Below are 25,845 nucleotides of genomic sequence, written 5' to 3'. Positions count from 1 at the left end.
TCACTCCTCTATATAATGTTCATATGAATTTGCAACATCGAATAGTATATATTCATTGTTATTATTCACGATTAATTGAATACCTTGAGAAATCTTTCTAGCATAATAGCCAGATGGAATAGACATAGCAGGATGTCCTGTTAAATTAAAGATATTTGTATATTGAACCATTACATCTGATATATCTTCTTCTTTATGACGTCTATTGATATATGCTTGATTCACAAATGGTGTAACAATTGGCATGACTGGTGTTAAAATAACATCGACATCTGAAAACAATTTATTAAACTTTTGTGTAATATAACGTTTCTTATCTAATGCATCATTATAATCATCATTCGAAATCGATGCCCCTTGCTTATTTATAGAAACAATACGCTCTGAAGGATATAAACCTTTTTTCTCTCTATCATATGCAGTTCTAGAAATATCTTTTGTACCTATTGTCCTAGAAACTTTCAAAGGATCGAAACTCATCAAGAAAGATGTATCTATTTCAACTATTTCATAACCAATAGCTTGTAGAACATGATATGCAAATGACATCATATTATTGATTGTTTCATCATTTCCTTCATTGAAAAAAGCGTTTGGCACACCAATTGTAGGTTTATTTTCTGAATTAGGTTTTTCTTTCAAATGGTTTAAACTATTAAACAGACGCTGACAATCTTGAACTGTTTGTGTAAATACACCAATATGATCAAGTTCTTTAGAAATTGTCGTCATGCCTTCTAAATAAAGCGGATTATACCCTAGCTTAAATCCAACAACTCCATTACACGAAGCTGGAATTCTAGTAGAGCCCGATGTGTCGGTACCAATTGCGTATGAAACGATGCCTTCAGCCACACTTACTGCCGAACCACTTGATGATCCACCTGCAGTAATGTACTGATTGAGAGGATTGATAACATTGCCATACGTTTCATTTTCTGACGTCACACCTAAAGAATATTCATACATATTTGATTTGGCTAAAATAACGGCACCTAGCTCTTCTAATTGTTCAATGATAAATGCTGATTTCTCAGGAAATAATTGATTTTCTCCATATAAAGTACCATTCGAGGTTAATAATCCTTTCATATCAAATACATCTTTAATGACTATAAATTCACCAGCAATATTTGTTTCTTTTGGTATTTCAAGATTTTCAAGCCTATTCATAACGAGATGTTCATCAAAATTAATCAATGCATTACTGTGACTTTTATTAATTTTTTCGATTATATGTTTTGCTTCACGCAATAACTTTTCTGCCTTTATACTCATTATTCACATCGCCTTATTTTTTAAAATTTGTGACTGACTTCATTGCATTTGAAATAACCGAATTTATGACGACAACGATATAATCAATTCCTTGATCAATCGCTTCTGCAGTAGACAGTTCATTACTTGTCACAACACCAATTTTTTTATTGCTATTTTTCACTTTTAGAATCAATTCATCCAATATGCTTTGGAATTTTTTCGATGATATATCTAATCCTAAATTGATTGATAAATCTGTCTTACCTATAAAGACAACATCTATATGATCTACTGTTAATATTTCATCAATGTTTCTGATAGCTTCTTCAGTCTCTATTTGGATAGCAATTGTTAGTTGCTTATTTGCATGATCTAAATATTCTCTGCCATTATATAAACCATATTTAGCTGCTGGGATTGAATATGAAACGCCTCTGTTACCTAAAGGTGGAAATAATGCACATTGAACAGCATATTCCGCTTCTTCCTTATTATTAACCATGGGTATTTGTATGCCATGTGCACCACTATCTAATACTTTTTGTATCTTATCACTTTTATTTACAGTTCTAACAATTGGCGTAAGACCAACATATTTAGAGACTTTAACTAATTCTGAAATATCAGGTTCGCTAAAGGCACCATGTTCATTATCAATAACAACAAAATCAAAATGCGAATATCCCATCATTTCTATAATGGATGTATGATTTAAACTTAAAAAGCCGCCGATAACTTGCTGTTCTTTATTTAACTTTTCTTTTAAAATGTATGTTTCCATTATCGATAACCTTCTTTTTAAATATATTTTTTCATGACTTTGATTACCGCTTCAGGTTGTTCCATCGTTACAAGATGCCCAGCATCGCTTATAACGTCTAATGTTGAATGTTCAATTTGACGATTCATCTCTTTGCTAAAACTTACTGGACATACTTCATCTTTTTCTCCAACAATAATATGTGTGTCATTTTTAATTTTTGCTAAAGTTTTATAGTAGTCTTGTCGAAATTCTAATGATTTCAATTGATTTAATAAGGCAACTTCTCCAACATTACGAGACATATCCATTATTTGATTATCTAAATTTTGAGTATGTTTAAAAACTAAATTAGATAATAGATAGTCTCGTGTAATCTTTTCAAATTCTTTTGCCTCTGTTAATGCTTTAAAATGATGCCAATTTTGTATTTGGTTATCATTAGGCAAATATGGATTTGTATCAAATAACAAAAGTTTTTCAATTCTAGATGGTGCTTGATTAACTATTTCTAAACTAACAATACCGCCTAGCGACAAGCCTGCTAGAACAAATTTTTCAGGTGCTTCTTCTAATAAACTCGTTGCCATTTTCTCTATACTATCTTCTTGTGTAACATCTCCCATTACAACGTGATATTTATCCGAAAAATATGCCATTTGCTTTTCCCATAACTGTTCATCACATAACATGCCAGGTAACAATATCAAAGTTTTTTTATGATTCATTTTGTATTAAACTTCTCCCATATTTAATTTTTCAGCCATTTCTTTTTCAAGGTCTTTAAAATTACTCGGTGGAATCATTTTTCCTTTGTTATCTACTTTGAAATCATATTCTTCACCTTTTTTCACTACTTTTGGATCCCATATTGGATCAGGTCTATCAAACACTTCATGTTGTTCTAATATTGAGAATATCCAAGATTCTTCCTCAGATAAATTTTCAAATCCTCTAAACATATATGGTGGTAAAGAAATCATATCCCAAGGTTCTAATATAATTTCACCTTCAATTTCATCTGCACTATTACCCCAATAGAATCTCCACTTACCTGTTAATATGAAAAATGTTTCGATATATTCATGCGTATGATAAGCTGGACCATTTCCTTTAGGTGCTTTCACCATACCAATTTGGAACCCATGTGGCTCAGTTATTTGTGGACTATAGTTTTCATTTTCACTTGCTGTATCACCAATAAGTGCATAATTTAAACGGTTATGTCCAGGGACAATACTGTCTATAAACATTAATGGAATTGCTTGATTCTTAATTTCGTTAAATCTTACTACCCAATTATTTTCTAGTTCATTTTGTGTATAATTTGTCTTTTTAGTCATGATCATTTCCCCTTTTTTATAATCTATTAAATGCTGACATTTTATGGCCATGCAATCCTTCAATATTGGATTGCTGAACTGAGTGATTTGCTAATAAATCAATACCTTCACCACTTATTTCTTGGAAAGTAGCAACTTTTAAATAAGTACCAACCCATAACCCACCTGTAAATCTTGAAGCTTTATTTGTAGGTAATGTATGATTCGTACCTGATACTTTATCTGAGAATACGACAGAACTATTTTCACCTAAGAAAAGCGAGCCAAAGTTGTTTAATTGATTACCAATTTCTTCATAGTTTTGACAATGTACATGGATATGTTCTCCAGCTATTTCATCCGAGACTTGTATTAATTCTGCTTCATTTTCAGCTATGATGATCTCCCCATGCTTATCCCAAGATTCAAATACTGGTGAATCTTGTTTAAAAGCCTTAAATTGCTCTGAAATTTCATGTAACGTTTGTTCAGCATTTTCTTTAGATGTTGTAATGAGAATCGCTCTAGCATTTGGATCATGTTCTGCTTGTGCTAACAAGTCTGATGCACATAATTTTGGACTAGAATTACCATCCGCTAACACAACAACCTCACTAGGTCCAGCTAACATATCAATACCAACTTTTCCGAAGACTTGTTTTTTAGCTTCTGCAACAAATTTATTACCTGGACCTGTAATAATATCTACTTCTGGAATCGTTTCAGTTCCATAAGCCATTGATGCTATCGCTTGTGCCCCACCAACAGCATATATTTCGTCTACACCAGATTGGACTAATCCATAAACTGTTGCAGGATGTATGGATCCTTCAAATGCAGCTGGACTACATGCGATGATTTTCTTCGCACCCGCTACTTTTGCAGGGGCTACAACCATAACCCCTGACGATAATAACGGATATCTTCCACCCGGAACGTAAGCACCAACTTTCTCTATAGGAATGATTCTATGTCCCATCCTAATACCATCACCAAAATCTTGGTCTATAGGCTTCATACTATTCATTTGAGCTTCTGCGAAATTCTTAACTCTCGTTACAACTTGATCGATTAATGCTTTTGTTTCTTCATCTAATTTTTCGATTTGTGTTTTAATTTCTTCATCAGAAAGTTTAAACGTTGCTCTAGTTGAATTTCCAAACTTTTGTTCATATTCCTTTAAGGATTTATCACCATTATTTTTAATGTTATCGATTATGTCAGAAACAATATCCACGACATTTTTATTTTCTTGTTCGCTTACTGCATTTGATTTTTTTAAAAACTCCATTTTATATCCCCCTTTATTTCACTGCTCCGGCACTCATACCTTTAACAAATTCTTTTCTTACAATAAACATAAATACAATTGTAGGTAACGCATATAAAATACCTGCTGCAGCCATTTCATTCCAAATTACACCATTTTCTCCGACAAAGTATGAGAGTGCGATCGGTAAAGTTACAGCTTTTTGATTTGTTAAAATTAAACTGAACATATACTCATTCCATACAATGACAAAGCAGAACACAGTAGCTGTTATAATACCTGGCTTAGCCATCGGTAGAATAATATGCCATATGATTTGTAATTTATTTGCGCCATCAATTGATGCTGCTTCTTCAATACTTATAGGAATGCTGTCAATGAAACCTTTAATTAACCAAATTGCATAAGGAATCGTATGTCCTAAGTTAACAATAATTAATGCGATTAATGTATCTAGTAAACCCCACTCTTTAAAAAGCGTAAAGAATGGAATCACATTGACGATTAATGGAATAAACTGAGTAGACAGAATCAAAAATAGCAATAATTGTTTACCAAAAATATTAAATCTCGATAAGCTATATGCTGCTAAAATACTGACTGGCAAAGTGATTAAGAGTGCAACTAGTACAACAATTGAACTATTTAAGTAATAAGCACCAAATTCGTACTGACTACTAAATACATTTTTAAAATTATCTAATGTTGGCTCAAAAATCATACTTAAAGAATATACATCTTCACCACTTTTAAAAGCTGTCAACACAATCCAAAATATTGGGAAAAAGAGACAAATTACGATGAATATCGTACCTATTAATTCAAATGCATTAAATAGTTTGCTTTTTAAAATATTCATTATGACCATTCATCTCCTTTCACTAGCTTTCTCATATAAATCATGACGAATATAATTGTTATGATTGCGAGAATATATCCTAGCGCTGCGCCATAACCCATTTCAAAATATCTAAATGACGTTTGATAAACTAGGAAGTTTAATACTTCAGTTGAATTACCTGGACCGCCACTCGTCATGGTAACGATTGGATCAAATTGCTTAAGTGCAAACATTGTCATTAATATTGTCGCTAATAAAATGATCGGTCGTAAAAGTGGTAATGTTATTTTGAAAAATATTTGAATATAATTAGCTCCGTCCATTCTTGCCGCTTCATAGACTTCTTCAGGCAACCCCATAATTCCACTAATAAACATAAGGGACATAAATGGTAGCCATATCCAAACAGCAACTGAAACTAATGCAAATAATGCGGTCATTGGATTTCCTAACCATACAATATGGTCTAATGGAGGAAAGATTGTTCCAATAATCTTATCAAATACACCATAATCTGGATTTAACATAAACTTCCAAGAGTAACCGACTAATGCTGGACTCAAAGCAAATGGTATAATCAAAATTGCTCTTATAAATGAGAAATATTTTTTATCTCTACTTAAAAGTAACCCTATTAAAATTGCTAATGCTATCGTGATAAACACAGTAGCTAATGTAAAAATGAGTGTTACTTTCACGCTATTCCAAAAGATAGGATCTTTAAATGCTCTAATATAGTTATCTAAACCGATAAATTGTCCAATTTTATTAGATGTTGTTAAATCCCATTCATGCAAACTAATCCAAAAGGAATTAATCATTGGATAAAACGTAACCATTGCCAAGATAATTAAAGCAGGAACAATCATGAGATACTTAAAATATTTTGACGCCATACAATCCCCCCTTTATTTATCGTAGTAGCCTTCTGAATCGAGTAACTTCTCGACATCATCTGCAGCTTTATCTAAACTCTTTTCGACATCATCTCCAGTTGCCATATTCGAAATTTCTCTACTTAATATATCCGATACTCTTGGCCAAATTCTTGATGTTGGTAAAGTATCCGCTTCTTCAAAGCTGTCCCCAGCTATATTAAATAAGTTATCTCCTAAATCATTCAGTTCTTTATCTCTCAGATTCTTCTTCTGCACAATATCAGTCGAGAATTGCTCTGGTGGTGATTTTTTTGTTAATGAATCTTTTACTATGGATTTTTCATTTTCTTCCTCGCTTAGCCATTTCATGAATTTCCAAGCATCTTTTTTGTTTTTTGAATCTTTCATCATACCTAATGGGAAAGTTGAGATACTGGATACTTTGTCTCCACCTTTCCAAGTCGGAACTGGAACAAATCCTACATTATTTTGTACTTCTTTAGCAGAATCTGCGCCATTAAAATCTGAATATACCCACCACCAGCCAAGCCACATTGCTGATCTACCTTGTTTAAAATGCGTTCGTGAGTCTTGTTCTCCAAACTGTACAGACCCTTTAGGCGCACGGTCTTTTCGAATTAAATCTATGTACTCCTTAGTCGCTTCAACACCTTTTTTGTTGTTGAAAATAGGTTTCATATTCTTATCGAAAATATCACCATCATTTCCCCATAAATAAGAAGTCCACATGTACAAGTTCTGACCATTATTACCTGATTGATAATAAGGTGTTATGCCATATTTACCTGTTTCTTTTTTAATTTTTGCACTTGCTTTATTTAAGTCTTCCCACGTTTTTGGAGGTTCAATATTTAACTTTTTGAATATATCTTTTCTATAAAATAAAAGTTGCGTATTGGCTCTTAATGGTAAGCTATAAATTTTGTTATCATACGTTGATAATTTCATCGTTGATTCAGGAAATCTATCAAAGAACTTTTTGTCTGTATAGCCATCTAATGGCTGTAAGAATTGTTTTATAGATGGACCCATAACGTCAGCATAAGTCACTAAATCAAAACTCGGTTCCTCCGAAATACCCTCAGTCGTAATTCTGTTTAATAAATTTTCGTATGGTACACCTACGAACCTCACTTTAATACCTGTTTCTTTCGTAAATTCTTTACTTCTAGCTTCCCAAGCATTAAATTGTCCAATATTTCCTTCTGTAACAGCAATGGTTATCGTATGCTTGTCGTTTGAGTTTCCTTTTTTGATATTACCTTGAGCACAACTGCTCAGTAATAGAGTTGCTACAATAAGAATGGTAACTATTTTTTTATTCATAACATCTCTCCCCTCATGAATTATGAGACCCCTGTGAAATTACCATCATCATAACTATCAGATTCTTCATTATTTTCAGTCTTTTCTGTGTAGACTTGTCTCAATACATCCAATCCATCGAATAACATCCATTCCTCTATAATCTTTTTATTTCTTACTTTGTAGTGGTTAATGCCATTTATCTCAATTGTCTTACCGCTCGCTTTTCCAAAATAGCCAATACCGCCATGTACACCTTGAATTCTCCATCTTACTGCGACATCCCAGTTATCCTGACCTTCTCTTTTGTTATTTGTAACGCGATCAATAATCACTTTTCCGTTTGGTATAGATGAGAATAAATTTAAGAATGTCCCTTGAATTTCACTATGCCCAACCATGTCTCGGTTTCTTACAAAGTGCAATACAGCATTTTTTTCATAATGATCTTTAACTTTATTGATAGATTTTCTTGACCAAATTTGGTTGAACATCGTTAATATAAAATCACCAATTTCAAAATCATTATATTTAGGTACATAATGACTTGGTTGCAAACCTTCTTCAGCTGATTGTGAAATATTAAATTGTAACGTTGGCGATAAACTACGCGTTTGTTTAGCAATTCTTTTCGCGATTTCAATAGGGTCAAAGCCAAGTTGTTCCACCAAATGATGTGTATCCATTACTAACCACTCTTCATATATTTTATTCTGATAGATTAAGCAGTCTGCGGTCGTTCTAAACATCACTTTTCTTCCTGTCGCTTCACCATACAATGTATCTCCAAGATTAGTTCCGACAGATTTACCTCTATGAGAAGTAAAGAATCCATCTTTATCATTTCCAGACCATATGACACTGTAACCTAGACCTGATCTATCTGGGAAAGACTGCAATGTTTGCAATGTTCCAGATATTACTTCATTGACACCATGACTATTTACTAATCCCCTATGAATTTGAACACCATAGCTATATGTGTCATATATAAGTCCGATATCTTTTTCTTTCCATATTTGTCGCGTGATTTTCACAATATAATCTACAATATTTTGATAATCTCCAAAGCCTTCCATAGATTGCTTCTTCATTTTGCTTGGATCAATATTGATATAACCTTCGTCATCCATTGAATCAATCATGTTTACTTCTGAACAATCTGCATAGTGTAATACAGATGAATATTCTGCTTCATTTCCTGTATTTACTTTCTTTACTTCATTCGTATTTTTCTTTTCTTCAGCCATATTAAGATTCCCCTTTTTTATTTTGAAGTATTTTCCGAATTTATGAATGCGCTTTCAAAAATCACCAAACAGTCCAACCCCCATCGACAAACACCGTACTACCGGTCATCATATTTGAAGCATCCGATGACAATAGTAGTACACTGCCAAATAAATCTTCTTTATTCGCGAGTCTGCCTAACGGTATTCTATTTAATATACGCTCTTTGAACGCAGGATCTTCAAACCAATCTTCAGTTAAATTTGTTTTAATAAACGTCGGTGCTATCGTATTAACATTGATATTGTATTTAGACCATTCAATGGACAATGCTTTTGTAAATTGAGCAATGCCACCTTTTGTAGATGAATAAACGGATCGTTCATAATAACCTACATAGCCCATTTGTGAACTTATATTTATAATTTTTCCTTTGTTGCTTTTTTTCATATATACACCAATATATTTCGTTAGAAAGTAAACACTTTTGAGATTAATATCCATTTGTTTATCCCAATCATCCAGTGTTACTTCTTCAATTGGTTTTTGTATATTAATACCTGCATTGTTGACCAATATATCAATTTGACCAAAATCTTCATAAATGCTTTCTGCTAAAGCTTCTAATTTGTCATGTTGCGTTAAATCAAATGGATAGATTCTGGTTCGACTATCATAATCAGAAAGTTCCGCTTTTAATGCTTTTAGTTGTTGTTCATTTCGTGCTATAAGTGCTATATTAGCGCCATTTGCATATAATAACTTTGCGATTTCTTTACCGATTCCTTTACTCGCGCCTGTAATGACTGCCGTTCGTCCTTTTACTGAAAAAATTTGTTCAGTATTATATTGATTCATTGATTCAACAACCTCCTTCTTTAGCTTCACCTGTTGTTTTTCTCAGTATGAGTTGTGGTTGAATAACAATATCTATATCGTCATTCACATCTTCAACACCGATTTGTTTCATTAAGTTCTCAATTGCTAAAGTAGCCATTTTTTCTTTCTGTTGTGCAATAGTTGTTAATTGTATAAATGAATTGCCAGATATGTCGATATCATCACAGCCTATGACTGATATATCTTGTGGAATTTTTAATCCTTCTGAAACAGCTGCTTCCATAATCGCTAAAGCCATATTATCTGTTGAAGAAAAATAAGCTGTGGGTGGATTTTGTGAGTTCATTAATTGTTTTGCAAATTGATATACTTTTTTATATTCTAATTTATCCATATACATTAATTCTTCATCCACTTCGAGATTGTATGTATGAATAGAAGATAAGAATCCTTGTAACCTATCATAAAATGTTGAAAATTTTAGAGGACCTGATATATATGCAATTCTCTTATGATTCAGTTCCACAAGGTGTTTAATCGCCATTGTAGCCCCTACATAATTGTCTAATACGACATGCCTGTTGTAGCCCTCTTTATAAATTCTTCTGTTATAAGTAATAATGGGAAATTTTCGATCGATTAAGTTCACGATAATGTCATTCGTCATTCTAGTAGAAGCAACGATAATTCCGTCCACTCTTTTAGCAGTCAAACTGTCTACTGATTTTTTGAAATTATCAGGGTCGCTTTCTGAATCAATGATAATGACTTCATAATTGTATTTTCTAGCTTCTCTTAAAATTGTTTGAGCAGTTTCTGAATAAAAAGAATTAGAGATATCTTCTATTATTAAACCAATTGTATTGGTCTTATTATTTGCTAAGCCTCTCGCAATTTCATTAGGAGAATAACCTAATTCTTTGATTGCATTTAATACTTTTTCTTTCGTTGCCGCCTTAATATATGGATAGTTATTTAATACTCTTGAAACAGTTGATTGCGATACTTTAGCATGTTTCGCAACATCATATATACTAATTTTGTCCATATAATCCTCCTTTTTGAAAGCGCATTCAAAACTTAGTGATAATATACACCACGATTTTTATGATTGCAAATAGTAATTTTAGTTTTATTTTTACACCGAAGAAAAACGATTGTATTTTATTTTCTAAATATAATTATTTTCTTTACCATTTAATTAGTTTGTTCTCATAGCGAAAAAGTCAGTTTTTAAGAACAATTATTTGTTCTATAAGCATTTTTTATATAGCAAACTTCATTAATGATGAATGATTTAAATATTTTAGAATTTAGAGAAAGATATTTATATAGCTTTATAAATATTTAAAAAATTCCTTACTGACCATCAAAATTATGTGTAATTTATAAAAAAACAGGAACACCCATTGGCGTTCCTGTTATAAGATTCATATTTATTTTGTGATTTTCACTCTACCGACTGAGTTGTCTTTACTTTTTGCTGATACTTCAAATTTCAAGCCATGATTCGGTAATAATACGCCTGCATCTTTTTGTCCTTGGTTTGAGTAATCTTGACTATCATCGAATACAGGGTTTTTCTTCGTTTTATTATCGTGTAGTTTATAGCCCTCTTCGTTTTTCAATTTTAATTTTGGTTGATGATCTAAACTAAATGCTGCGTCTCTAATCTGGAATTGTGTTGTTGCTGGATCATCGGCTACACCTTTTTTCTTCCAATTCAATGCATTTTGGTCAGCATCTACAACGCTTATAAAGCCTTGTCCTTGATGTGAACTTACGTTGTTATCTGAGAAACTCTTATCAACATACCAAACTGTTAAACCTTTGTTATAAGACATCGTTCCGCCACCGCGTTTAATGTGTTGTAATCCTTTATCTGGTCCTGTAAAGTTTCTCCATTGTAATAAATAGTAGTTCTCATCATATCTATTACCATCACTTTGTTCAAAACCTTGTAAATCAAATTTCGCTTTACCTTCTGCATTATCACTGAAGATGCTTTGTCCATCTTCTGAAGTTACTTGAACTTTATCGACAAACCAACCTGGGTTTGTTTCAAATTTATCTGTTACATATAAGAATCTTAATTTTACTTTTTTGCCATCATATTTTGATAAATCAAATTTAGCATTAACATACCCTTCAGACTGACCATCAATACCATTACCTTGGTTCTGTCCACTCTCTGATGGATCATCATTATTCGTAATATTACCTGCTACGTTTTCCCAATTTTGACCATCATCTGTAGATACTTGAACATAACCATAATCAAATCCTTGTTCTATATCATACCAAGTCTTGAATTTTAACGTACTTGATTTAGCAGAACTTAAATCTAATGCTGTTTCCATTGAATATTGTGAATCATCATCTGCACCACTCCAATATGCTTTCTTACCTTGAATTGGCTTTTGAATTAAAGTTGATTTGTCAGGGAGCTTAACTTTAATTGCATCATTGTTTGTCCCTTTAGTAGATGCTTCATCAATAAGTTCTGACGTTTCACCTTTAAATTCAGATGCATTGATTTCATTACCTGTTTGCCAATTACCACCATGTAATTGTTGAAGCATTTCTTTCATGTATGGATCAAATCCAGTCGGTTCAGTACCTGGAACAATACCTGCCCAACTACCTGATGACATAATTGACCAGAATGAAACGGGTTCACCTTTACCGGAATACTCAGTATCATATTCATCTGGTAATCCTAAGTCGTGTCCAAATTCATGTGAGAACACACCTGCTGCACCATCTTCAGGCTGAACTGTGTAATCAATTGCTGCTAATTTCCCATCAAATTGATCAAGCCCAGAATCAGTACCTGGAATTGTATAAGGTTCACCTTTATCATCAAAATCAAGTGACCATCTATGTGACCAAATAGCATCTGTTCCTAATTTACCGCCACCCGCTTCTTCACCAGGACCAGAGTGTACGATCATAATATGATCGATGATGCCATCTTTCTCATCATAAACACCATCACCATCAATATCATCACGATCCCATTGGTCATAATCACTTAAATTAATATCTGGATCTTTCGCTGCTTGTTCTAGCGCTTCTTTAATCAATTCTTTCGGTTTACCATCGCTGCCACTTTCGTCTGGCACATTCCCACCATAATAACTTGCAGGATGTTTAGCTTTATACCAACCATGCACTTTTCCATCTATATCATAACTACCACCAGATTGGTTTTTGTAATACTGTTTCATACTCATTAAATTCTCGCCATTTGGACCTTTATAGCCATTTTCTCCAAATACCATATCTTGAAAATGAGAAACTGAGTAATCGTCATAGTACATATCCGTTTCATCTTTTGTAATCGAACTATGAGGATAATCTGGAAATTCCATCGCTAATACTAACACTTTATCTTGTCGTACTTTACCTTTATATTTTTCTTCTTCAACATTATCAACACGTTTACCGTTGTTTTTCTTTTTATACATTTCTTTTTGATTCTTATTTAATGGTTCTAAACGCTTACCATTATTCCCCTTGTTGTACTTCTTATCAAAAAGCCCTTTATTCGGTATGTATTTTTGATGATATTGCTCACCCTTACCATCCATATACTCTCTGATTTTCTTGTTTTTCTGTTCAGGTGTTTCAGTTGATTCAATGACACCTTCTTTTTCTAATGTTTCGAGTAACCTGTCTTCATTTGGTGCGACACTATTTGCAGATGCTTGAGTAGCAAATGCAGGTAGTGCAATCAGAGCACTTAATGAAGCAACTGATAACTTTTTCATAAATAAATTCACTTTTAAAAATCCCCCTTATTTATCTAATCTATATACATTATATACATATTCCCAAAAAATAGTAGTAAGAATTCTAAAAATTCTAATTTTTCTTTTTAATATATCTAAATAATATACCTCCGTATAATTTTACATTAAGCAAATTATACGGAGGTATATTATTGGTTATTCTACAATAAATTGGTGTTCTTTTAAATCTCTTATAGCATTGTCTAAAATCTTTTCAGTATGTGCAGAAATCGTATGTAAATGAAGGTTATCTGTTAAGTGTGCTAACATTTGTCCTTCAAACTTTTCCATTTCACTAATGAATTTTGATAAATCTTCATACGTTTCAATCATTAAATCTGCTTTAATACTGCCATACACTGGATGATCAATCGCAACATCATCAATCATTGCCCCGTTATCCAATATAAGCTTCAACTCTTCCTCCATTCGGTCATTATCATGTTGGCAAACAATGACACGTTTATATCTTTTACCGCATTGAATATTATTAACAACATAACCACGACTTGTTGAATCGATATTATAATTTTGTGATTTCAATATAGAAATATCTTTTACAATAATCTGTCTTGAAACATCAAATTGTTGACTCAGTTGTTTACCGCTAATCGGTTCATCTGAAGACTCGAGTAATTGTAAAATTTGTTCTCTTCTTTTAAAAGGGTTATTCATTTCACTGATCTCCTCTTATAGCTGTTTTTAAATGGTGCAAACAAGTATCTATGTCATTTCTAGTCGTAAATTTCCCAATGGACAAACGTATATATTGGTCATACGTTTTCTCAGGTATTGAATCTATTTTAACTTTTAAACCATTACTTAACAATGCGCCATGACCACATGCAGTGCCTGTCGAAACACATATATTTCTATTCGACAAATATTGCATAATATATTGTCCTTCATATATCGGTGTTAATACTGCAATAATATGTGGTGCTTGCGCTTTGTAAACAATTGGTGTAAATGATAAGTCACTTAATTGTTCGATGAAGTATTGTTGTAAAGTATGCATCTCGTCAATACTAGGTGTTATTGATAATGCTTTTGTCATCGCGATAATACTTGGTGAATCTATTGTACCATTTTGTGTATACATTTCATGAAAATAATGTTGATTTAAAGGCTTTACATACTCATGATTCATCATTAACACACCTGAACCTTTAGTACCGTGAAACTTATGACCTGAAAATGCATATGAACTGAACCATTTTACATTAATATCCTTTAATTTATGAACTGCTTGTACACCATCAACATGCATTGGAATATTGTAATCCAGCGCTATTTGACTCAATTCTTCAACAGGTAATATATATCCAGTCTCAGAATTAACATGTTGTGCAATGATGAGCTCAACATCATCCGTCATTAAGTCAGTCGTCTGTTCTAAATCTATTTCGCCATTGTTGTCTAAAGGCAACAAAATGATATCAAAATCATCTTTATAAACTTCTAATGCAGCATGTATAGAGGGGTGTTCATAAGGTGAAACGAGTACTTTACCGCCCTCCTTCTCTTTCAAAAAACTATGTATCGCAATTTCATTTGCATGAGAACCGCTTCTTGTATAAATCACTTCTTTAACTGTTGAGAAGTAATCCTTTATAAATTGTTTACATCCATCCAATAACTGTCTAGTATGTACACCACCTATATGTAAACTTTCGCTATTGTAATATGCTTCATGCTGTATATCTTGATAGACATCCATCACTTGGCGATCAATCATTGTAGTTGATGCGTTATCTAAATAAATCAATTATAATCCCCCCTCTTGTTATTTACATTTCATTGTGTCAATATATTGTATATAAAATGATAACATATATGTAAAGTTAGGTGTAAACTTTGAGAAAAGTCATTGTAGTAGGTTCTGGCATCGCTGCATTAGCAGCTATACAGTCATTTAATGAGCAAACTGAAATTTATTGCATTACGAAAGATAAACTAAATCAACATAACAGTTCACTAGCTCAAGGTGGGATTTGTTGTTCTCAATACGAACATGACAATGGCCATGCGCATATTGTAGATACGTATAAAGCTGGCAATGAAATTGGAGATATTGATGTTATACAATCCATCATCCAACATAGTCATCGTTACATTGAGCAACTCATTCAAAATGGATTGAATTTTGATACGATTACAAATCAACATGTTTTAGATTTTGCGATGGAAGGTGCGCACACTCGACCACGTATATTACATATTGGTGGTGATCAAACGGGTAAATATTTAACGCATCATTTGATGAATCAATTATCATCCAAGCATATTAAGATTTATGAAGAAACTGAAGTAATCGATTTGTTGAAAGATACTGAACATGCTGTTTGTGGTGTACGTGCACTGGATAAACATGGACAACAACTTGATATCATAGCCCATGATGTCATTTTGGCGACAGGTGGTTACAGCAATTTATTCCCTACTCATTCAGGCGCATCCAGTTCAATAAGTTCAGGGCATGTTATCGCGCATCATCACGGCATTCCATTAAGGCATATGGAAATGATTCAATTTCATCCCACTTTACTCGGTAAGCCCGGACAAACATACGGTTTAGTTTCTGAAGCAGTAAGAGGTCATGGTGGTATTTTAGTCAATAGCCTCGGGGATCATTTTATGGAAGACAAACACCCTTTAGGAAGTCTTGCTCCTAGAGACGTGACAAGTAGAGCCATCTTTCAGCAACAACAACTTGGTCATCAATGCTTTATTAATATTGAACAAGTTGAAGCATTTTCTACCAGATTTCCAACGATTTATCAAAATGTCATTGAACATTTTCCAGATGAATATGCGAACCACCTCATTCCTATTACTCCTGGCGCTCACTATACAATGGGTGGCGTAAAAACTGATATTTATGGTCGAACGAACTTGAGCCACTTTTACGTTATAGGAGAAGCGAGTAATACGAATTTTCATGGTGCAAATCGTCTAGCAAGTAATTCCTTACTTGAAGCACTTGTTATGGGCCATCTTTGCGGGGAAACTATTCATCAATCTGAAATAAGAGATATTCATATTAGTGAATCTGAGCAACTGCATATTCCTAAAATAAGTGATGAAGACATACAAGGTCTTCGTCAACAAACTTTTAAAGTGTTAGGTATAGAGCGTAATGGTCCAGACATCACAGCTTACTTAAATAACATACAAGATTGGCTTAGCAATGCGGTGACTTTAGATGAATGGACTCAATCAGATTGGCAGAAATATATAGAAGTAAAGACTTTAGAAATGATCTGTTTATCAGCTTTAAGTCGTTCGGAATCACGTGGTGTCCACTATAGATTAGATTATCCGAATACTGAACCAACACTACAACATACTGATATCGAAATACTAATGGAGGATTCAATTCATGCTAAACAAGTTATACGTCCAAGAAAAACTCAAACAATTTTACCTTGAAGATAACCATTATGGTGATTTGTCTTCAAGCTTATTCGACGCCACTCAACAAGGTACATTAACACTTTTAAGTAAATCAGAAGGCATATTTTGTGGTGAAATGATCATTCAAGAAAGTTTTAAACTGCTTGATGATGCTATTACGACCAATTTGTTCGTTCAAGAAGGTACGTTCATAGAGAAAGGTCAGAAGCTCGCTGTTATTGAAGGTAGTATTTCGACCCTCTTGACGATGGAACGCATCACTTTAAATTTAATTCAAAGAATGTCCGGTATCGCTACAGCTACACATGAAATCGTCCAAAAAGTTCAGCATACAAACGTCAAGATTGTAGATACGAGAAAGACAACGCCAGGATTAGGTATGTTTGAGAAACATTCAGTATTTATTGGTGGTGGCTATAATCACCGTCGAACGCTTAATGACGGATTAATGTTAAAAGACAATCATATCAGTTTCAGTCCATCGATTCGTGAACTTGTTGCTAAAGCTAAGCAACATATGGGACCAATGGATAAAATCGAAATAGAAATTGAAGATGAACAAGCTTTAGATGAAGCCATTTTATCCAATGTGGATATCATTATGTTTGATAATTGCAAACCGGAATGGATAAAAGCACATATTGCGAAAGTGCCTGAACATATACAAACTGAAGCATCCGGTAACATCAATATTAAAAATGTTGTCGACTACGCTGAAACGGGCGTCGATTATATTTCTATAGGTTCGTTATTTTATGAGCAACATGCATTAGATATCTCTGCAAAGGTGGTTATATAAATGTTTAATCTCACAATTGAGAATGCCCAATCTATTCCTGAAAAGTACATAAAAATGTCTCATCAAGAACTTGAAGACAAAATCAAATCCATTAAAACTTCATTAGGTGATCGTTTATTTATGCCAACGCATCACTATCAAAAAAATGAAGTTGCTCAATTTGCTGATATTATGGGTGACTCGCTTGAACTTGCACGTATTTGTAAAGAGAATACAAAGGCTCAATATTTCGTCTTTAATGGTGTGCATTTTATGGCTGAAACTGCTGACATCTTGACTGACGATAATCAAGATATTTACTTACCTGATTTATCTGCAGGTTGCTCTATGGCAGATATGGCGAATATTGAACAAGCGCTTCATGGCTATGATATATTAACGAATCGTTTAGGTGATAATATTCTACCGCTTACTTATGTGAACTCGACTGCTGCAATCAAAAAATTCGTCGGAGAAAATGGTGGCTCATGTGTGACAAGTGGTAATGCTGACAGTGTGATTCAATGGGCTTTAGATCAAGATAAACGTATATTATTTTTGCCTGATCAACATTTAGGTCGTAATACCGCTTATAAATTAGGCATTAAACTTGAAGAAATGGCTGTCTGGGATCCTATACAAAAGAAACTGGACTTCGACGGTCGTGATGAAGATATTAGAATCATCTTATGGAAGGGACATTGCTCTGTTCATGAAAAGTTCTACCCCATTCATATAGATCAAGCGCGACAAAAAGATCCAGACGTGAATGTTATTGTACATCCAGAGTGTCAATTTGATATTGTCCAAATGGCAGACTATGCAGGTTCAACTAAATATATTATCGACAAAATAAAAAATGCGCCAAAAGGTTCTCACTGGGTGATTGGTACTGAGATGAACCTCGTGCAACGTTTAAAAGAAACATATACAGATATTACAATTGAATCACTTAATCCACTTATGTGTTCATGCTTAACAATGAATAGAATTGACTTACCTCATCTCGCATGGTGCTTAGATAAAATCATTGCCGGAGATCAATCAAACATTATTAAAGTAGATAAAGAAACATCGCATTTTGCGAAACAATCATTAGAACGTATGTTAAGTATCGTTTAATAAAAAAATAACCTTTCACCTATAATACATTCGAGGTGAAAGGTTATTTAATATTAAAATGGATTTCGATTTAACCACTGACCGCCATCCATTGTGATACAATCGCCATTGATATAAGCCGCTTCATCTGAGAATAAAAATCTTGCTAATCCTGCAATTTCTTCAGGTTGGCCCATTCTACCTACAGGAACACTATCTAACGTTTGTTGTCTGGCATCTTCAGATAACGTTAACTTCTTAGCACCACCTGTATTATCAATCGGTCCAGGTGCAATGGCATTAACTGTAATACCGTATTTACTTCCCCATTCAACTGCTAATGTTCTCGTCATAGCAAGCACACCTGCTTTGGCACTTGCTGAATGTATAACTCCTGCACCAGCTGTCCATGAATATGTTGCTACAATATTCAATATACGACCTTTATGACCACTCTTAATCCATTCTTTACCTACTGCTTGCGAACAATAAAAAGTCCCATTTAATACAATATCAATAACTGAATTCCAACCGTTATAAGATAAATCTTCAGCTGCACAAATGAAATTTCCTGCTGCATTATTGACTAATCCGTCTATTTTACCAAATGTTTTAATCGTTTCATCTACTGTATACTGAACACGTTCTGGATCACGTACGTCCATATCAATACATAATACTTGTCCTTCTTCTTGTTCTATATCCTTTTTCGCTTCTTCAAGTCTTTCAAGTGAGCGTCCAGTTATGACAACTTTTGCACCATCTGCAGCAAATCTCGTTGCCATCGCTTTACCCATACCACTGCTACCGCCCGTTACAATGATCACTTTATCCTTCATATATATTCTCCTCATATTTACTATATTAAAATACTTGCATTTAGTAAGCGCTTACATACAGTGTACAATAAGTTGCAATAAAGGACAATTAAACAGAAGTTACACATTACATAAAGCTTTAAAAAATATTTATTAGTATAATAAAAAGACCTTTGAACGTTACGCTCAAAGGTCTTTCAATATATTAATATCCTGATCCGACTTCTTCTCCATCTTCATCATACTCAGTCACTTTGCCGTCATCATCTATAATATACGAACCTGCTAAATTGCCATCTTTATCTTCAAATGAGAAGCCCCATTTACCTTCATCTGTCTTCTCAGGCTCTTTAAACGTATATTTATCTGTATCTAACGTTTCACCTTCATACGATTCTACTTTATCAATAACATTCTCTCGTGTTACTTTTTCAGAATTACTATCCTCATCTGAAACATCATCATCCATAGAAGATGATCCATCAAACATTTTCACAGTTCTTGCTATTTGTTCGTCAGACGCATCATAAAGCTTAACAACTTTCGGATTGTTTAAAATCTTTTCAGACTCTTTTTGAGAGTAATCATCATCTTCTGTCCATCTTTCATCATGAAAATGTGAAGGCACATTATAAATAGAAATCGTACCATCTCCATTATTCTTATATACAACATGTCCAGCAGCAGTAGGAGAACCTGCCAAACGATACACACCTTTAGGATATTTCACCGTATTTGCTTTGTTATACGGATTTAAATACTCACCCTCAAGATTATTAAATTCAAGCTCTGCATTCATTTCACTTTCATCCATATTTCGATAACTCGGTAAAGCCGTTAACCATACCTTCGCGTAGTATTCATCACTATTTACATTCTCGTCAGAAGTCTTGTTATCATCTGAATCATCATCACTAGAAGGTAATGGATCTACATACTCAATCTTACTTGCTACATTAGAAACTTTGCGATTATCTTTATATTTCTTATATAAATCAGCAATGTTCAAACGATCTACTGTTCCATTATCTATGACATCATTAAAATCTTGAACAGCACTTTGAGTCTTAATATATACAACTTCTTCCTTATTTACACCGACGATAGTTGCATAGCTACCTTTAGTAGCATTTAAACTATAGAACTTCATACCATTTGGTTTATTTTTCATCTTATTTAGTTCCGGACTTTCAGCAAGTTCTAACGTATCAATATTACGTTCTTTCTTCTCACCAGCTCCAAAAGTTTGCGTATATTTTCCAGATAATAATTCATCACCTGTTACAATATCATCTTCAACACTAGGATCTAACATAGCCATCGCAATACTCTGTTGTTCAGTGATATTCGATTCATCTTTAATGCCACTTTCATTACTATTATCCTCATTGTTTGATGAATCATTAGACTGATTATCTTGTGATTCACCCTTTTGAGCATTTTCAGATGACTTGTCATCATTTGAATCTCCACCAATACTAATCGTACAACCACTCAATATCACAACCGACATAAGTACAAGACCAGAGAACAGCTGCTTCTTCAAAAGAATCACTCCCTTGTTAATTTATAATATATTCGCTAAATAATTTTAAATAAGTTATATACATGTTCTTTACTATTGTAACAAATACAATGTAAATTGAAATGTATTCAGAGATATTTCACTGATACTTTTAATATAAAAGTATCACATCATCTCACTTCAACTCTTTCACCCTTTAATATTCTTTTATTCCAAACTATTCAATTTCCTTCACATTCCCTAAGTGATGGATTTTTGTGCATATTTGTACGTTGTTTTTTAACTTATAGACAGTTATGTATGATTTTTGGCTTTATAGGGAATTTTTGACATAAATGGATTAAGTTTTTTTATACTTAATGTATCTTAAAAGGAAAGAGGTTTTGCAAATGGATATCGCTGGTGTTATTACAAGCATTATTGATTTAATCAAGACTTGCATTCAAACTTTCGGTTAATTTCAGTTTTATTGCATTAAAAAGGCAGAGGAAATATTCAATCTTTTGATTGTTTCCTCTGCTTTTTTAAATATATAGTTGTAAAATACAAACGATTTTCAGTTTAATGTTTTAATTTGTATGGTATCGTTGATATGACGATATTCTTTCTATAGAATAAATGCACTTTTAACATAAAGCTTGTTTGATTGTGTAATAAATTATGCCATCTTCTATTTGTAATAAATTGCGGTATGATAACAGTTATTAAATAATCTTCTGCTGTTGCTTTATGATTAATTTTATCTATAAAACGCGTGATAGGTTTAATGACGTCTCTGTACTCTGAATGCAATACGACAAGTCGTATATCTGGGTACAATGACTTCCATTTCGCTTGTAATTTCTTCTCATTTGTTTCACCTACTGCTACGTGTACAACGATGATATCGTCAGATGTTAATTTTGCATATGCGATAGATTTATCTACTGCATTTGTGATACCGCTTATTGGAATAATGGCTAAGTTCTTACTTTTTGTTGTAGTGCTTTTGTGTGATTCTGAAACGTGTAATTCTTTCGCGATATTTATATAGTGTTTATGAATTCGAACAAACATCAATACGACGATCGGTAAAAAGATTAAGATTGGCCACACGTGTGGCATTTTTGTTATGAGTAAAATCATAAATATTGTAAATGTTATAACAGTACCTAATGTATTGATTGCTAATTTCTTTTTCCAATGTTTCGGTTTTTCTTTGATCCATTTTATCATCATACCGAGTTGTGCTAACGTAAACGGAATGAACACCCCCACTGCATATAGTGGAACTAAGTTTTCAGTTTTGCCGTTAAAGCCTATTATTAAAAATATTGCTAAAACACCTAATATAATAATAGAGTTCGAATAACCTAATCTATCACCACGAACTGTAAACATATGTGGCATGTACTTATCTTTAGCCATATTTGCTGCGAGTAGTGGAAATGCTGTAAATCCAGTATTAGCCGCTAATATCAGAATGAGTACTGTTGCACCTTGAATAAAGTAGAATATCACATTCTCTCCAAAGACTTGTTTCGCAAGTTGAGATAATACAGTCGTTTCTCTTTGTGGCATAATGCCATAGAAATAAGTTAAATAGACCATACCTACAAGCATAAATCCTAAAATACTACCCATTGCGATTAATGTCTTAACAGCATTTTTGGGTGCGGGATCTTTGAAACTTTTAACTGAGTTCGATATCGCTTCAACACCTGTTAAAGATGATGCACCAGATGAAAATGCTTTTAGTAATAGAAAGAATGTTACACCCGGTACTGAGCTACCGACAACGGATGTTGTTTGTGGTTCAGCTTGACCTGTTGCTACTTTCCATACACCAACAACAATCAGCATAATCAAACCAAATATAAATAAATATACGGGATACGACAACACCGTTGCAGATTCTGTTAAACCTCTTAAGTTCAAAATTAAAATCAATACGACTAAAATACATGCTATTAAAATTCGTTTTTCATACAGAGATGGAAATGCGGCTACAAATGCATCAGTACCTGATGAAATACTAACTGCTACTGTTAATATATAGTCTACAAGTAACGATCCACCTGCTAGTAGAGACCATTTTTCTCCTAAGTTATGTTTTGAAACGGTATAAGCACCACCACCATGAGGATAAGCGTAAATAACTTGTTTATATGACAGCACTAATGTGATTAACAAAACTAATATAAATGCTGTAATTGGCAGTGTATACCAAGCTGCTATAGAACCTAACACAGAGAGCACAATTAAGATCTGCTCTGGTCCATATGCTACAGAGGACAATGCATCTGATGAAAGTATGGCTAACGCTTTTGTATTACTAATCTTTTCATTTTGTAACTCTTTGTTTTTCTTTGGTTTACCTATTAGTAATCTTTTAGCTTGAGAAAATATCATATCTAATCTCCTAATCATATTTAATAAATTGAATAAAACGTTAACGATTGATGATATCAAAAGCATATATATATTTATACGCTCATCAAATTTAAAAGTATATATAGACAACTATCTTTTAAGTGTATTATTTCTCTTTATTAATAAAATAACTCTTAATTAAAGTGTATAATCACTCCATTAATAAACTTTCTCAATAAGAGTAAATTGATTATTTATGTTATATTTGTATTCACAAGTTGAATAAAAGAAACACTATTTCTTAGTCCTAATTCTGGGAGGATTCTTATGAAAAAATTAATCATAGCCATCGTGGTTGTAATCATTGTTGTAGCTTCAAGCATATTTTTTTATGCATCAAAAAACAGTCAAATAAACGATACACTAGATGCCATTGAAGACAAAAATGTTAAGCAAGTGTTCAAAGATAGTACTTACCAATCTAAAAATGATAATGGCGAAGTGGAAATAACTGATCGCCCTATTAAGATTTATGACAGTCTAGGTGTCAAAGCTATCAACATTAAAGATCGTGATATCAAAAAGGTTTCAAAAAACAAAAAACAAGTCACTGCAAAATATGAACTGCAAACAAATTACGGCAAAATTAATCGTGACGTTAAATTAAACTTTATTAAAGAAGATAAAGATTGGAAATTAGATTGGAATCAAAGTGTCATCATTCCAGGCATGCAGAAAAATCAATCCATCAATATTGAACCATTGAAATCAGAACGAGGTAAGATTTTAGACCGAAATAATGTAGAATTAGCCACTACAGGAACAGCACATGAAGTTGGCATTGTTCCTAATAATGTTTCGACAAGTGATTACAAAGCAATCGCTGAAAAATTAGACCTTTCAGAATCGTATATTAAACAACAAGCTGAACAGGATTGGGTTAAAGATGATACATTCGTCCCTCTCAAGACTGTTCAAAATATGAATCAAGACACAAAGCGTTTTGTTGAAAAGTATCATCTCACAACACAAGAAACAGAAAGTCGACAGTATCCGCTTGAAGAAGCAACAACGCACTTGCTTGGTTATGTTGGCCCTATTAACTCAGAAGAATTAAAGCAAAAAGCATTTAAAGGTTATAAAAAAGATGCCATCGTCGGTAAAAAAGGAATCGAAAAACTTTACGATAAAGACCTTCAAAATAAAGACGGATATCGGGTCACAATAATTGATGATAATAATAAAGTTATTGATACATTAATAAAGAAAAAGAAAAAAGATGGCAAAGATATTAAATTAACCATCGATTCTAGAGTCCAAAAAAGTATTTATAACAACATGAAAGATGACTACGGTTCAGGTACAGCTATTCATCCACAAACAGGCGAACTGTTAGCACTTGTCAGCACACCATCTTACGATGTTTATCCATTTATGAATGGAATGAGTGATGAAGATTATAAGAAATTAACGGAAGATGATAAAGAACCACTTCTTAATAAGTTCCAAATCACGACATCACCTGGTTCGACTCAAAAAATATTAACAGCTATGATTGGCTTAAATAATAAGACTTTAGACGACAAAACAAGTTATAAAATTAACGGAAAAGGATGGCAAAAAGATAAATCTTGGGGTGACTACAACGTTACAAGATATGAAGTTGTTAATGGTGATATCGATTTAAAACAAGCTATCGAATCATCAGATAATATCTTCTTTGCGAGAGTTGCACTTGAATTAGGAAGCAAAAAATTCGAAGAAGGTATGAAACGTCTAGGCGTTGGTGAAGATATCCCGAGTGATTATCCATTCTATAATGCACAAATTTCAAATAAGAACTTAGATAATGAAATATTGTTAGCTGACTCAGGTTATGGACAAGGCGAAATATTGATTAATCCTGTTCAAATTCTTTCAATATATAGCGCATTAGAGAATAAAGGTAATGTAAATGCACCACATGTACTCAAAGATACGAAAAATAAAGTCTGGAAGAAGAACATCATTTCCCAGGAAAATATTAAATTGTTAACAGACGGCATGCAACAAGTCGTGAACAAAACACATAGAGAAGATATTTATAGATCATATGCCAACTTAGTTGGTAAATCAGGTACAGCTGAACTCAAGATGAAACAAGGTGAGACAGGACAACAAATAGGTTGGTTTATTTCTTATAATAAAGATAATCCAAATATGATGATGGCTATTAATGTGAAAGATGTACAAGATAAAGGTATGGCAAGTTACAATGCCAAAATATCTGGAAAAGTGTATGACGATTTATATGATAACGGTAAGAAAACATATAATATTGATAAATAAACAAA

21 protein-coding genes are annotated in these 25,845 nt (G+C 33.1%); 4 read left to right on the top strand and 17 right to left on the bottom strand.

Translation table 11 applies throughout. The annotated features are described in order from the left end of the window. The 14 genes from LQ694_RS12260 to LQ694_RS12195 all read right to left on the bottom strand — a co-directional run bounded on the left by LQ694_RS12260 (nucleotide 1) and on the right by LQ694_RS12195 (nucleotide 15,289). Nucleotides 1-1,278 (bottom strand): amidase, encoded by a 1,278-nt coding sequence (locus tag LQ694_RS12260; RefSeq protein ID WP_070369357.1) that lies wholly within the window; start codon nucleotides 1,276-1,278, stop codon nucleotides 1-3. 13 nt (nucleotides 1,279-1,291) lie between these two features. Further along, nucleotides 1,292-2,041 carry an HpcH/HpaI aldolase family protein gene (locus LQ694_RS12255; RefSeq protein ID WP_070369358.1) on the bottom strand — a complete coding sequence of 250 codons (750 nt, stop codon included), beginning with the start codon at nucleotides 2,039-2,041 and terminating at the stop codon, nucleotides 1,292-1,294. Between the two features lie 17 nt (nucleotides 2,042-2,058). Further along, nucleotides 2,059-2,748 carry an alpha/beta fold hydrolase gene (locus LQ694_RS12250; RefSeq protein WP_070369359.1) on the bottom strand — a complete coding sequence of 230 codons (690 nt, stop codon included), beginning with the start codon at nucleotides 2,746-2,748 and terminating at the stop codon, nucleotides 2,059-2,061. A gap of 6 nt (nucleotides 2,749-2,754) precedes the next feature. Further along, nucleotides 2,755-3,363, bottom strand: a complete 609-nt coding sequence (locus LQ694_RS12245; protein WP_081046997.1) for a cupin domain-containing protein — start codon at nucleotides 3,361-3,363, stop codon at nucleotides 2,755-2,757. Nucleotides 3,364-3,379: 16 nt separating this feature from the next. Then, the gene (gene hisD / locus LQ694_RS12240) at nucleotides 3,380-4,633 is read right to left on the bottom strand and encodes a histidinol dehydrogenase (protein ID WP_070369360.1); all 1,254 of its coding nucleotides are present in this window, start codon (nucleotides 4,631-4,633) and stop codon (nucleotides 3,380-3,382) included. Between the two features lie 13 nt (nucleotides 4,634-4,646). Continuing rightward, entirely contained in the window at nucleotides 4,647-5,471 is an 825-nt protein-coding gene (locus LQ694_RS12235) for a carbohydrate ABC transporter permease (protein WP_058612065.1), read from the bottom strand. Then, entirely contained in the window at nucleotides 5,471-6,349 is an 879-nt protein-coding gene (locus tag LQ694_RS12230; RefSeq protein WP_096791610.1) for a carbohydrate ABC transporter permease, read from the bottom strand. The genes LQ694_RS12235 and LQ694_RS12230 overlap by 1 nt, the downstream gene beginning before the upstream one ends. Nucleotides 6,350-6,361: 12 nt before the next feature. Next, nucleotides 6,362-7,678, bottom strand: coding sequence for an ABC transporter substrate-binding protein (locus LQ694_RS12225; RefSeq protein ID WP_058612063.1), 1,317 nt, complete (start codon nucleotides 7,676-7,678; stop codon nucleotides 6,362-6,364). Between the two features lie 20 nt (nucleotides 7,679-7,698). Beyond that, entirely contained in the window at nucleotides 7,699-8,907 is a 1,209-nt protein-coding gene (locus LQ694_RS12220; RefSeq protein ID WP_058612062.1) for a nuclear transport factor 2 family protein, read from the bottom strand. Nucleotides 8,908-8,968: 61 nt separating this feature from the next. Beyond that, a complete protein-coding gene (locus LQ694_RS12215; protein ID WP_058612061.1) occupies nucleotides 8,969-9,745 on the bottom strand; it encodes an SDR family NAD(P)-dependent oxidoreductase in 777 nt (258 codons plus the stop codon). Between the two features lie 4 nt (nucleotides 9,746-9,749). Further along, a complete protein-coding gene (locus LQ694_RS12210) occupies nucleotides 9,750-10,775 on the bottom strand; it encodes a LacI family DNA-binding transcriptional regulator (RefSeq protein ID WP_058612060.1) in 1,026 nt (341 codons plus the stop codon). A 388-nt stretch (nucleotides 10,776-11,163) separates the two neighbouring features. After that, a complete protein-coding gene (locus LQ694_RS12205; protein ID WP_218697444.1) occupies nucleotides 11,164-13,500 on the bottom strand; it encodes an immune inhibitor A domain-containing protein in 2,337 nt (778 codons plus the stop codon). Nucleotides 13,501-13,677: 177 nt separating this feature from the next. Further along, nucleotides 13,678-14,196 (bottom strand): transcription repressor NadR, encoded by a 519-nt coding sequence (locus LQ694_RS12200; protein ID WP_058611723.1) that lies wholly within the window; start codon nucleotides 14,194-14,196, stop codon nucleotides 13,678-13,680. A gap of 1 nt (nucleotide 14,197) precedes the next feature. Beyond that, nucleotides 14,198-15,289 carry a cysteine desulfurase family protein gene (locus LQ694_RS12195; RefSeq protein WP_065381513.1) on the bottom strand — a complete coding sequence of 364 codons (1,092 nt, stop codon included), beginning with the start codon at nucleotides 15,287-15,289 and terminating at the stop codon, nucleotides 14,198-14,200. 89 nt (nucleotides 15,290-15,378) lie between these two features. Here LQ694_RS12195 and LQ694_RS12190 point away from each other — a divergent pair, with 89 nt between their 5' ends. Genes LQ694_RS12190 through nadA form a run of 3 tightly spaced genes read left to right on the top strand, consistent with a single transcriptional unit; the run spans nucleotide 15,379 to nucleotide 18,838 of the window. Beyond that, a complete protein-coding gene (locus tag LQ694_RS12190) occupies nucleotides 15,379-16,953 on the top strand; it encodes an L-aspartate oxidase (RefSeq protein ID WP_231492992.1) in 1,575 nt (524 codons plus the stop codon). Then, nucleotides 16,904-17,737: a carboxylating nicotinate-nucleotide diphosphorylase gene (nadC, locus tag LQ694_RS12185; protein WP_070369362.1), complete on the top strand. Its 834-nt coding sequence runs from the start codon at nucleotides 16,904-16,906 to the stop codon at nucleotides 17,735-17,737. Before LQ694_RS12190 ends, nadC begins: the two co-directional genes overlap by 50 nt. Next, a complete protein-coding gene (gene nadA, locus LQ694_RS12180; protein ID WP_070369363.1) occupies nucleotides 17,738-18,838 on the top strand; it encodes a quinolinate synthase NadA in 1,101 nt (366 codons plus the stop codon). It begins immediately after the preceding gene. A 53-nt stretch (nucleotides 18,839-18,891) separates the two neighbouring features. On the opposite strand, the gene fadH is transcribed toward nadA, so the two are convergent. The 3 genes from fadH to LQ694_RS12165 all read right to left on the bottom strand — a co-directional run bounded on the left by fadH (nucleotide 18,892) and on the right by LQ694_RS12165 (nucleotide 23,548). Further along, on the bottom strand, nucleotides 18,892-19,656 hold the full coding sequence (gene fadH / locus LQ694_RS12175; protein ID WP_048540465.1) for a 2,4-dienoyl-CoA reductase: 765 nt from the start codon (nucleotides 19,654-19,656) through the stop codon (nucleotides 18,892-18,894). A 184-nt stretch (nucleotides 19,657-19,840) separates the two neighbouring features. Beyond that, nucleotides 19,841-21,181 (bottom strand): hypothetical protein, encoded by a 1,341-nt coding sequence (locus LQ694_RS15605; protein WP_070369364.1) that lies wholly within the window; start codon nucleotides 21,179-21,181, stop codon nucleotides 19,841-19,843. A 540-nt stretch (nucleotides 21,182-21,721) separates the two neighbouring features. Then, entirely contained in the window at nucleotides 21,722-23,548 is a 1,827-nt protein-coding gene (locus tag LQ694_RS12165; protein ID WP_231493017.1) for an APC family permease, read from the bottom strand. A gap of 291 nt (nucleotides 23,549-23,839) precedes the next feature. Here LQ694_RS12165 and mecA1 point away from each other — a divergent pair, with 291 nt between their 5' ends. Beyond that, on the top strand, nucleotides 23,840-25,840 hold the full coding sequence (mecA1, locus tag LQ694_RS12160) for a PBP2a family beta-lactam-resistant peptidoglycan transpeptidase MecA1 (RefSeq protein ID WP_196968420.1): 2,001 nt from the start codon (nucleotides 23,840-23,842) through the stop codon (nucleotides 25,838-25,840). Nucleotides 25,841-25,845: the final 5 nt, after the last annotated feature.

The organism is Mammaliicoccus sp. P-M58, assembly GCF_022386165.1.
Lineage (GTDB): Bacteria > Bacillota > Bacilli > Staphylococcales > Staphylococcaceae > Mammaliicoccus > Mammaliicoccus sciuri.
Note: the sequence above shows the minus strand (reverse complement) of the source record. Positions and strands in the feature narration are given on the sequence as shown.

What these genes read in the sequence shown, in the direction of transcription:
- LQ694_RS12260 (WP_070369357.1), bottom strand. Translation starts at nt 1,278, where the DNA reads ATGAGTATAAAGGCAGAAAAGTTATTGCGTGAAGCAAAACATATAATC.
- LQ694_RS12255 (WP_070369358.1), bottom strand. Translation starts at nt 2,041, where the DNA reads ATGGAAACATACATTTTAAAAGAAAAGTTAAATAAAGAACAGCAAGTT.
- LQ694_RS12250 (WP_070369359.1), bottom strand. Translation starts at nt 2,748, where the DNA reads ATGAATCATAAAAAAACTTTGATATTGTTACCTGGCATGTTATGTGAT.
- LQ694_RS12245 (WP_081046997.1), bottom strand. Translation starts at nt 3,363, where the DNA reads ATGACTAAAAAGACAAATTATACACAAAATGAACTAGAAAATAATTGG.
- hisD (WP_070369360.1), bottom strand. Translation starts at nt 4,633, where the DNA reads ATGGAGTTTTTAAAAAAATCAAATGCAGTAAGCGAACAAGAAAATAAA.
- LQ694_RS12235 (WP_058612065.1), bottom strand. Translation starts at nt 5,471, where the DNA reads ATGAATATTTTAAAAAGCAAACTATTTAATGCATTTGAATTAATAGGT.
- LQ694_RS12230 (WP_096791610.1), bottom strand. Translation starts at nt 6,349, where the DNA reads ATGGCGTCAAAATATTTTAAGTATCTCATGATTGTTCCTGCTTTAATT.
- LQ694_RS12225 (WP_058612063.1), bottom strand. Translation starts at nt 7,678, where the DNA reads ATGAATAAAAAAATAGTTACCATTCTTATTGTAGCAACTCTATTACTG.
- LQ694_RS12220 (WP_058612062.1), bottom strand. Translation starts at nt 8,907, where the DNA reads ATGGCTGAAGAAAAGAAAAATACGAATGAAGTAAAGAAAGTAAATACA.
- LQ694_RS12215 (WP_058612061.1), bottom strand. Translation starts at nt 9,745, where the DNA reads ATGAATCAATATAATACTGAACAAATTTTTTCAGTAAAAGGACGAACG.
- LQ694_RS12210 (WP_058612060.1), bottom strand. Translation starts at nt 10,775, where the DNA reads ATGGACAAAATTAGTATATATGATGTTGCGAAACATGCTAAAGTATCG.
- LQ694_RS12205 (WP_218697444.1), bottom strand. Translation starts at nt 13,500, where the DNA reads ATGAAAAAGTTATCAGTTGCTTCATTAAGTGCTCTGATTGCACTACCT.
- LQ694_RS12200 (WP_058611723.1), bottom strand. Translation starts at nt 14,196, where the DNA reads ATGAATAACCCTTTTAAAAGAAGAGAACAAATTTTACAATTACTCGAG.
- nadC (WP_070369362.1), top strand. Translation starts at nt 16,904, where the DNA reads ATGCTAAACAAGTTATACGTCCAAGAAAAACTCAAACAATTTTACCTT.
- nadA (WP_070369363.1), top strand. Translation starts at nt 17,738, where the DNA reads ATGTTTAATCTCACAATTGAGAATGCCCAATCTATTCCTGAAAAGTAC.
- fadH (WP_048540465.1), bottom strand. Translation starts at nt 19,656, where the DNA reads ATGAAGGATAAAGTGATCATTGTAACGGGCGGTAGCAGTGGTATGGGT.
- mecA1 (WP_196968420.1), top strand. Translation starts at nt 23,840, where the DNA reads ATGAAAAAATTAATCATAGCCATCGTGGTTGTAATCATTGTTGTAGCT.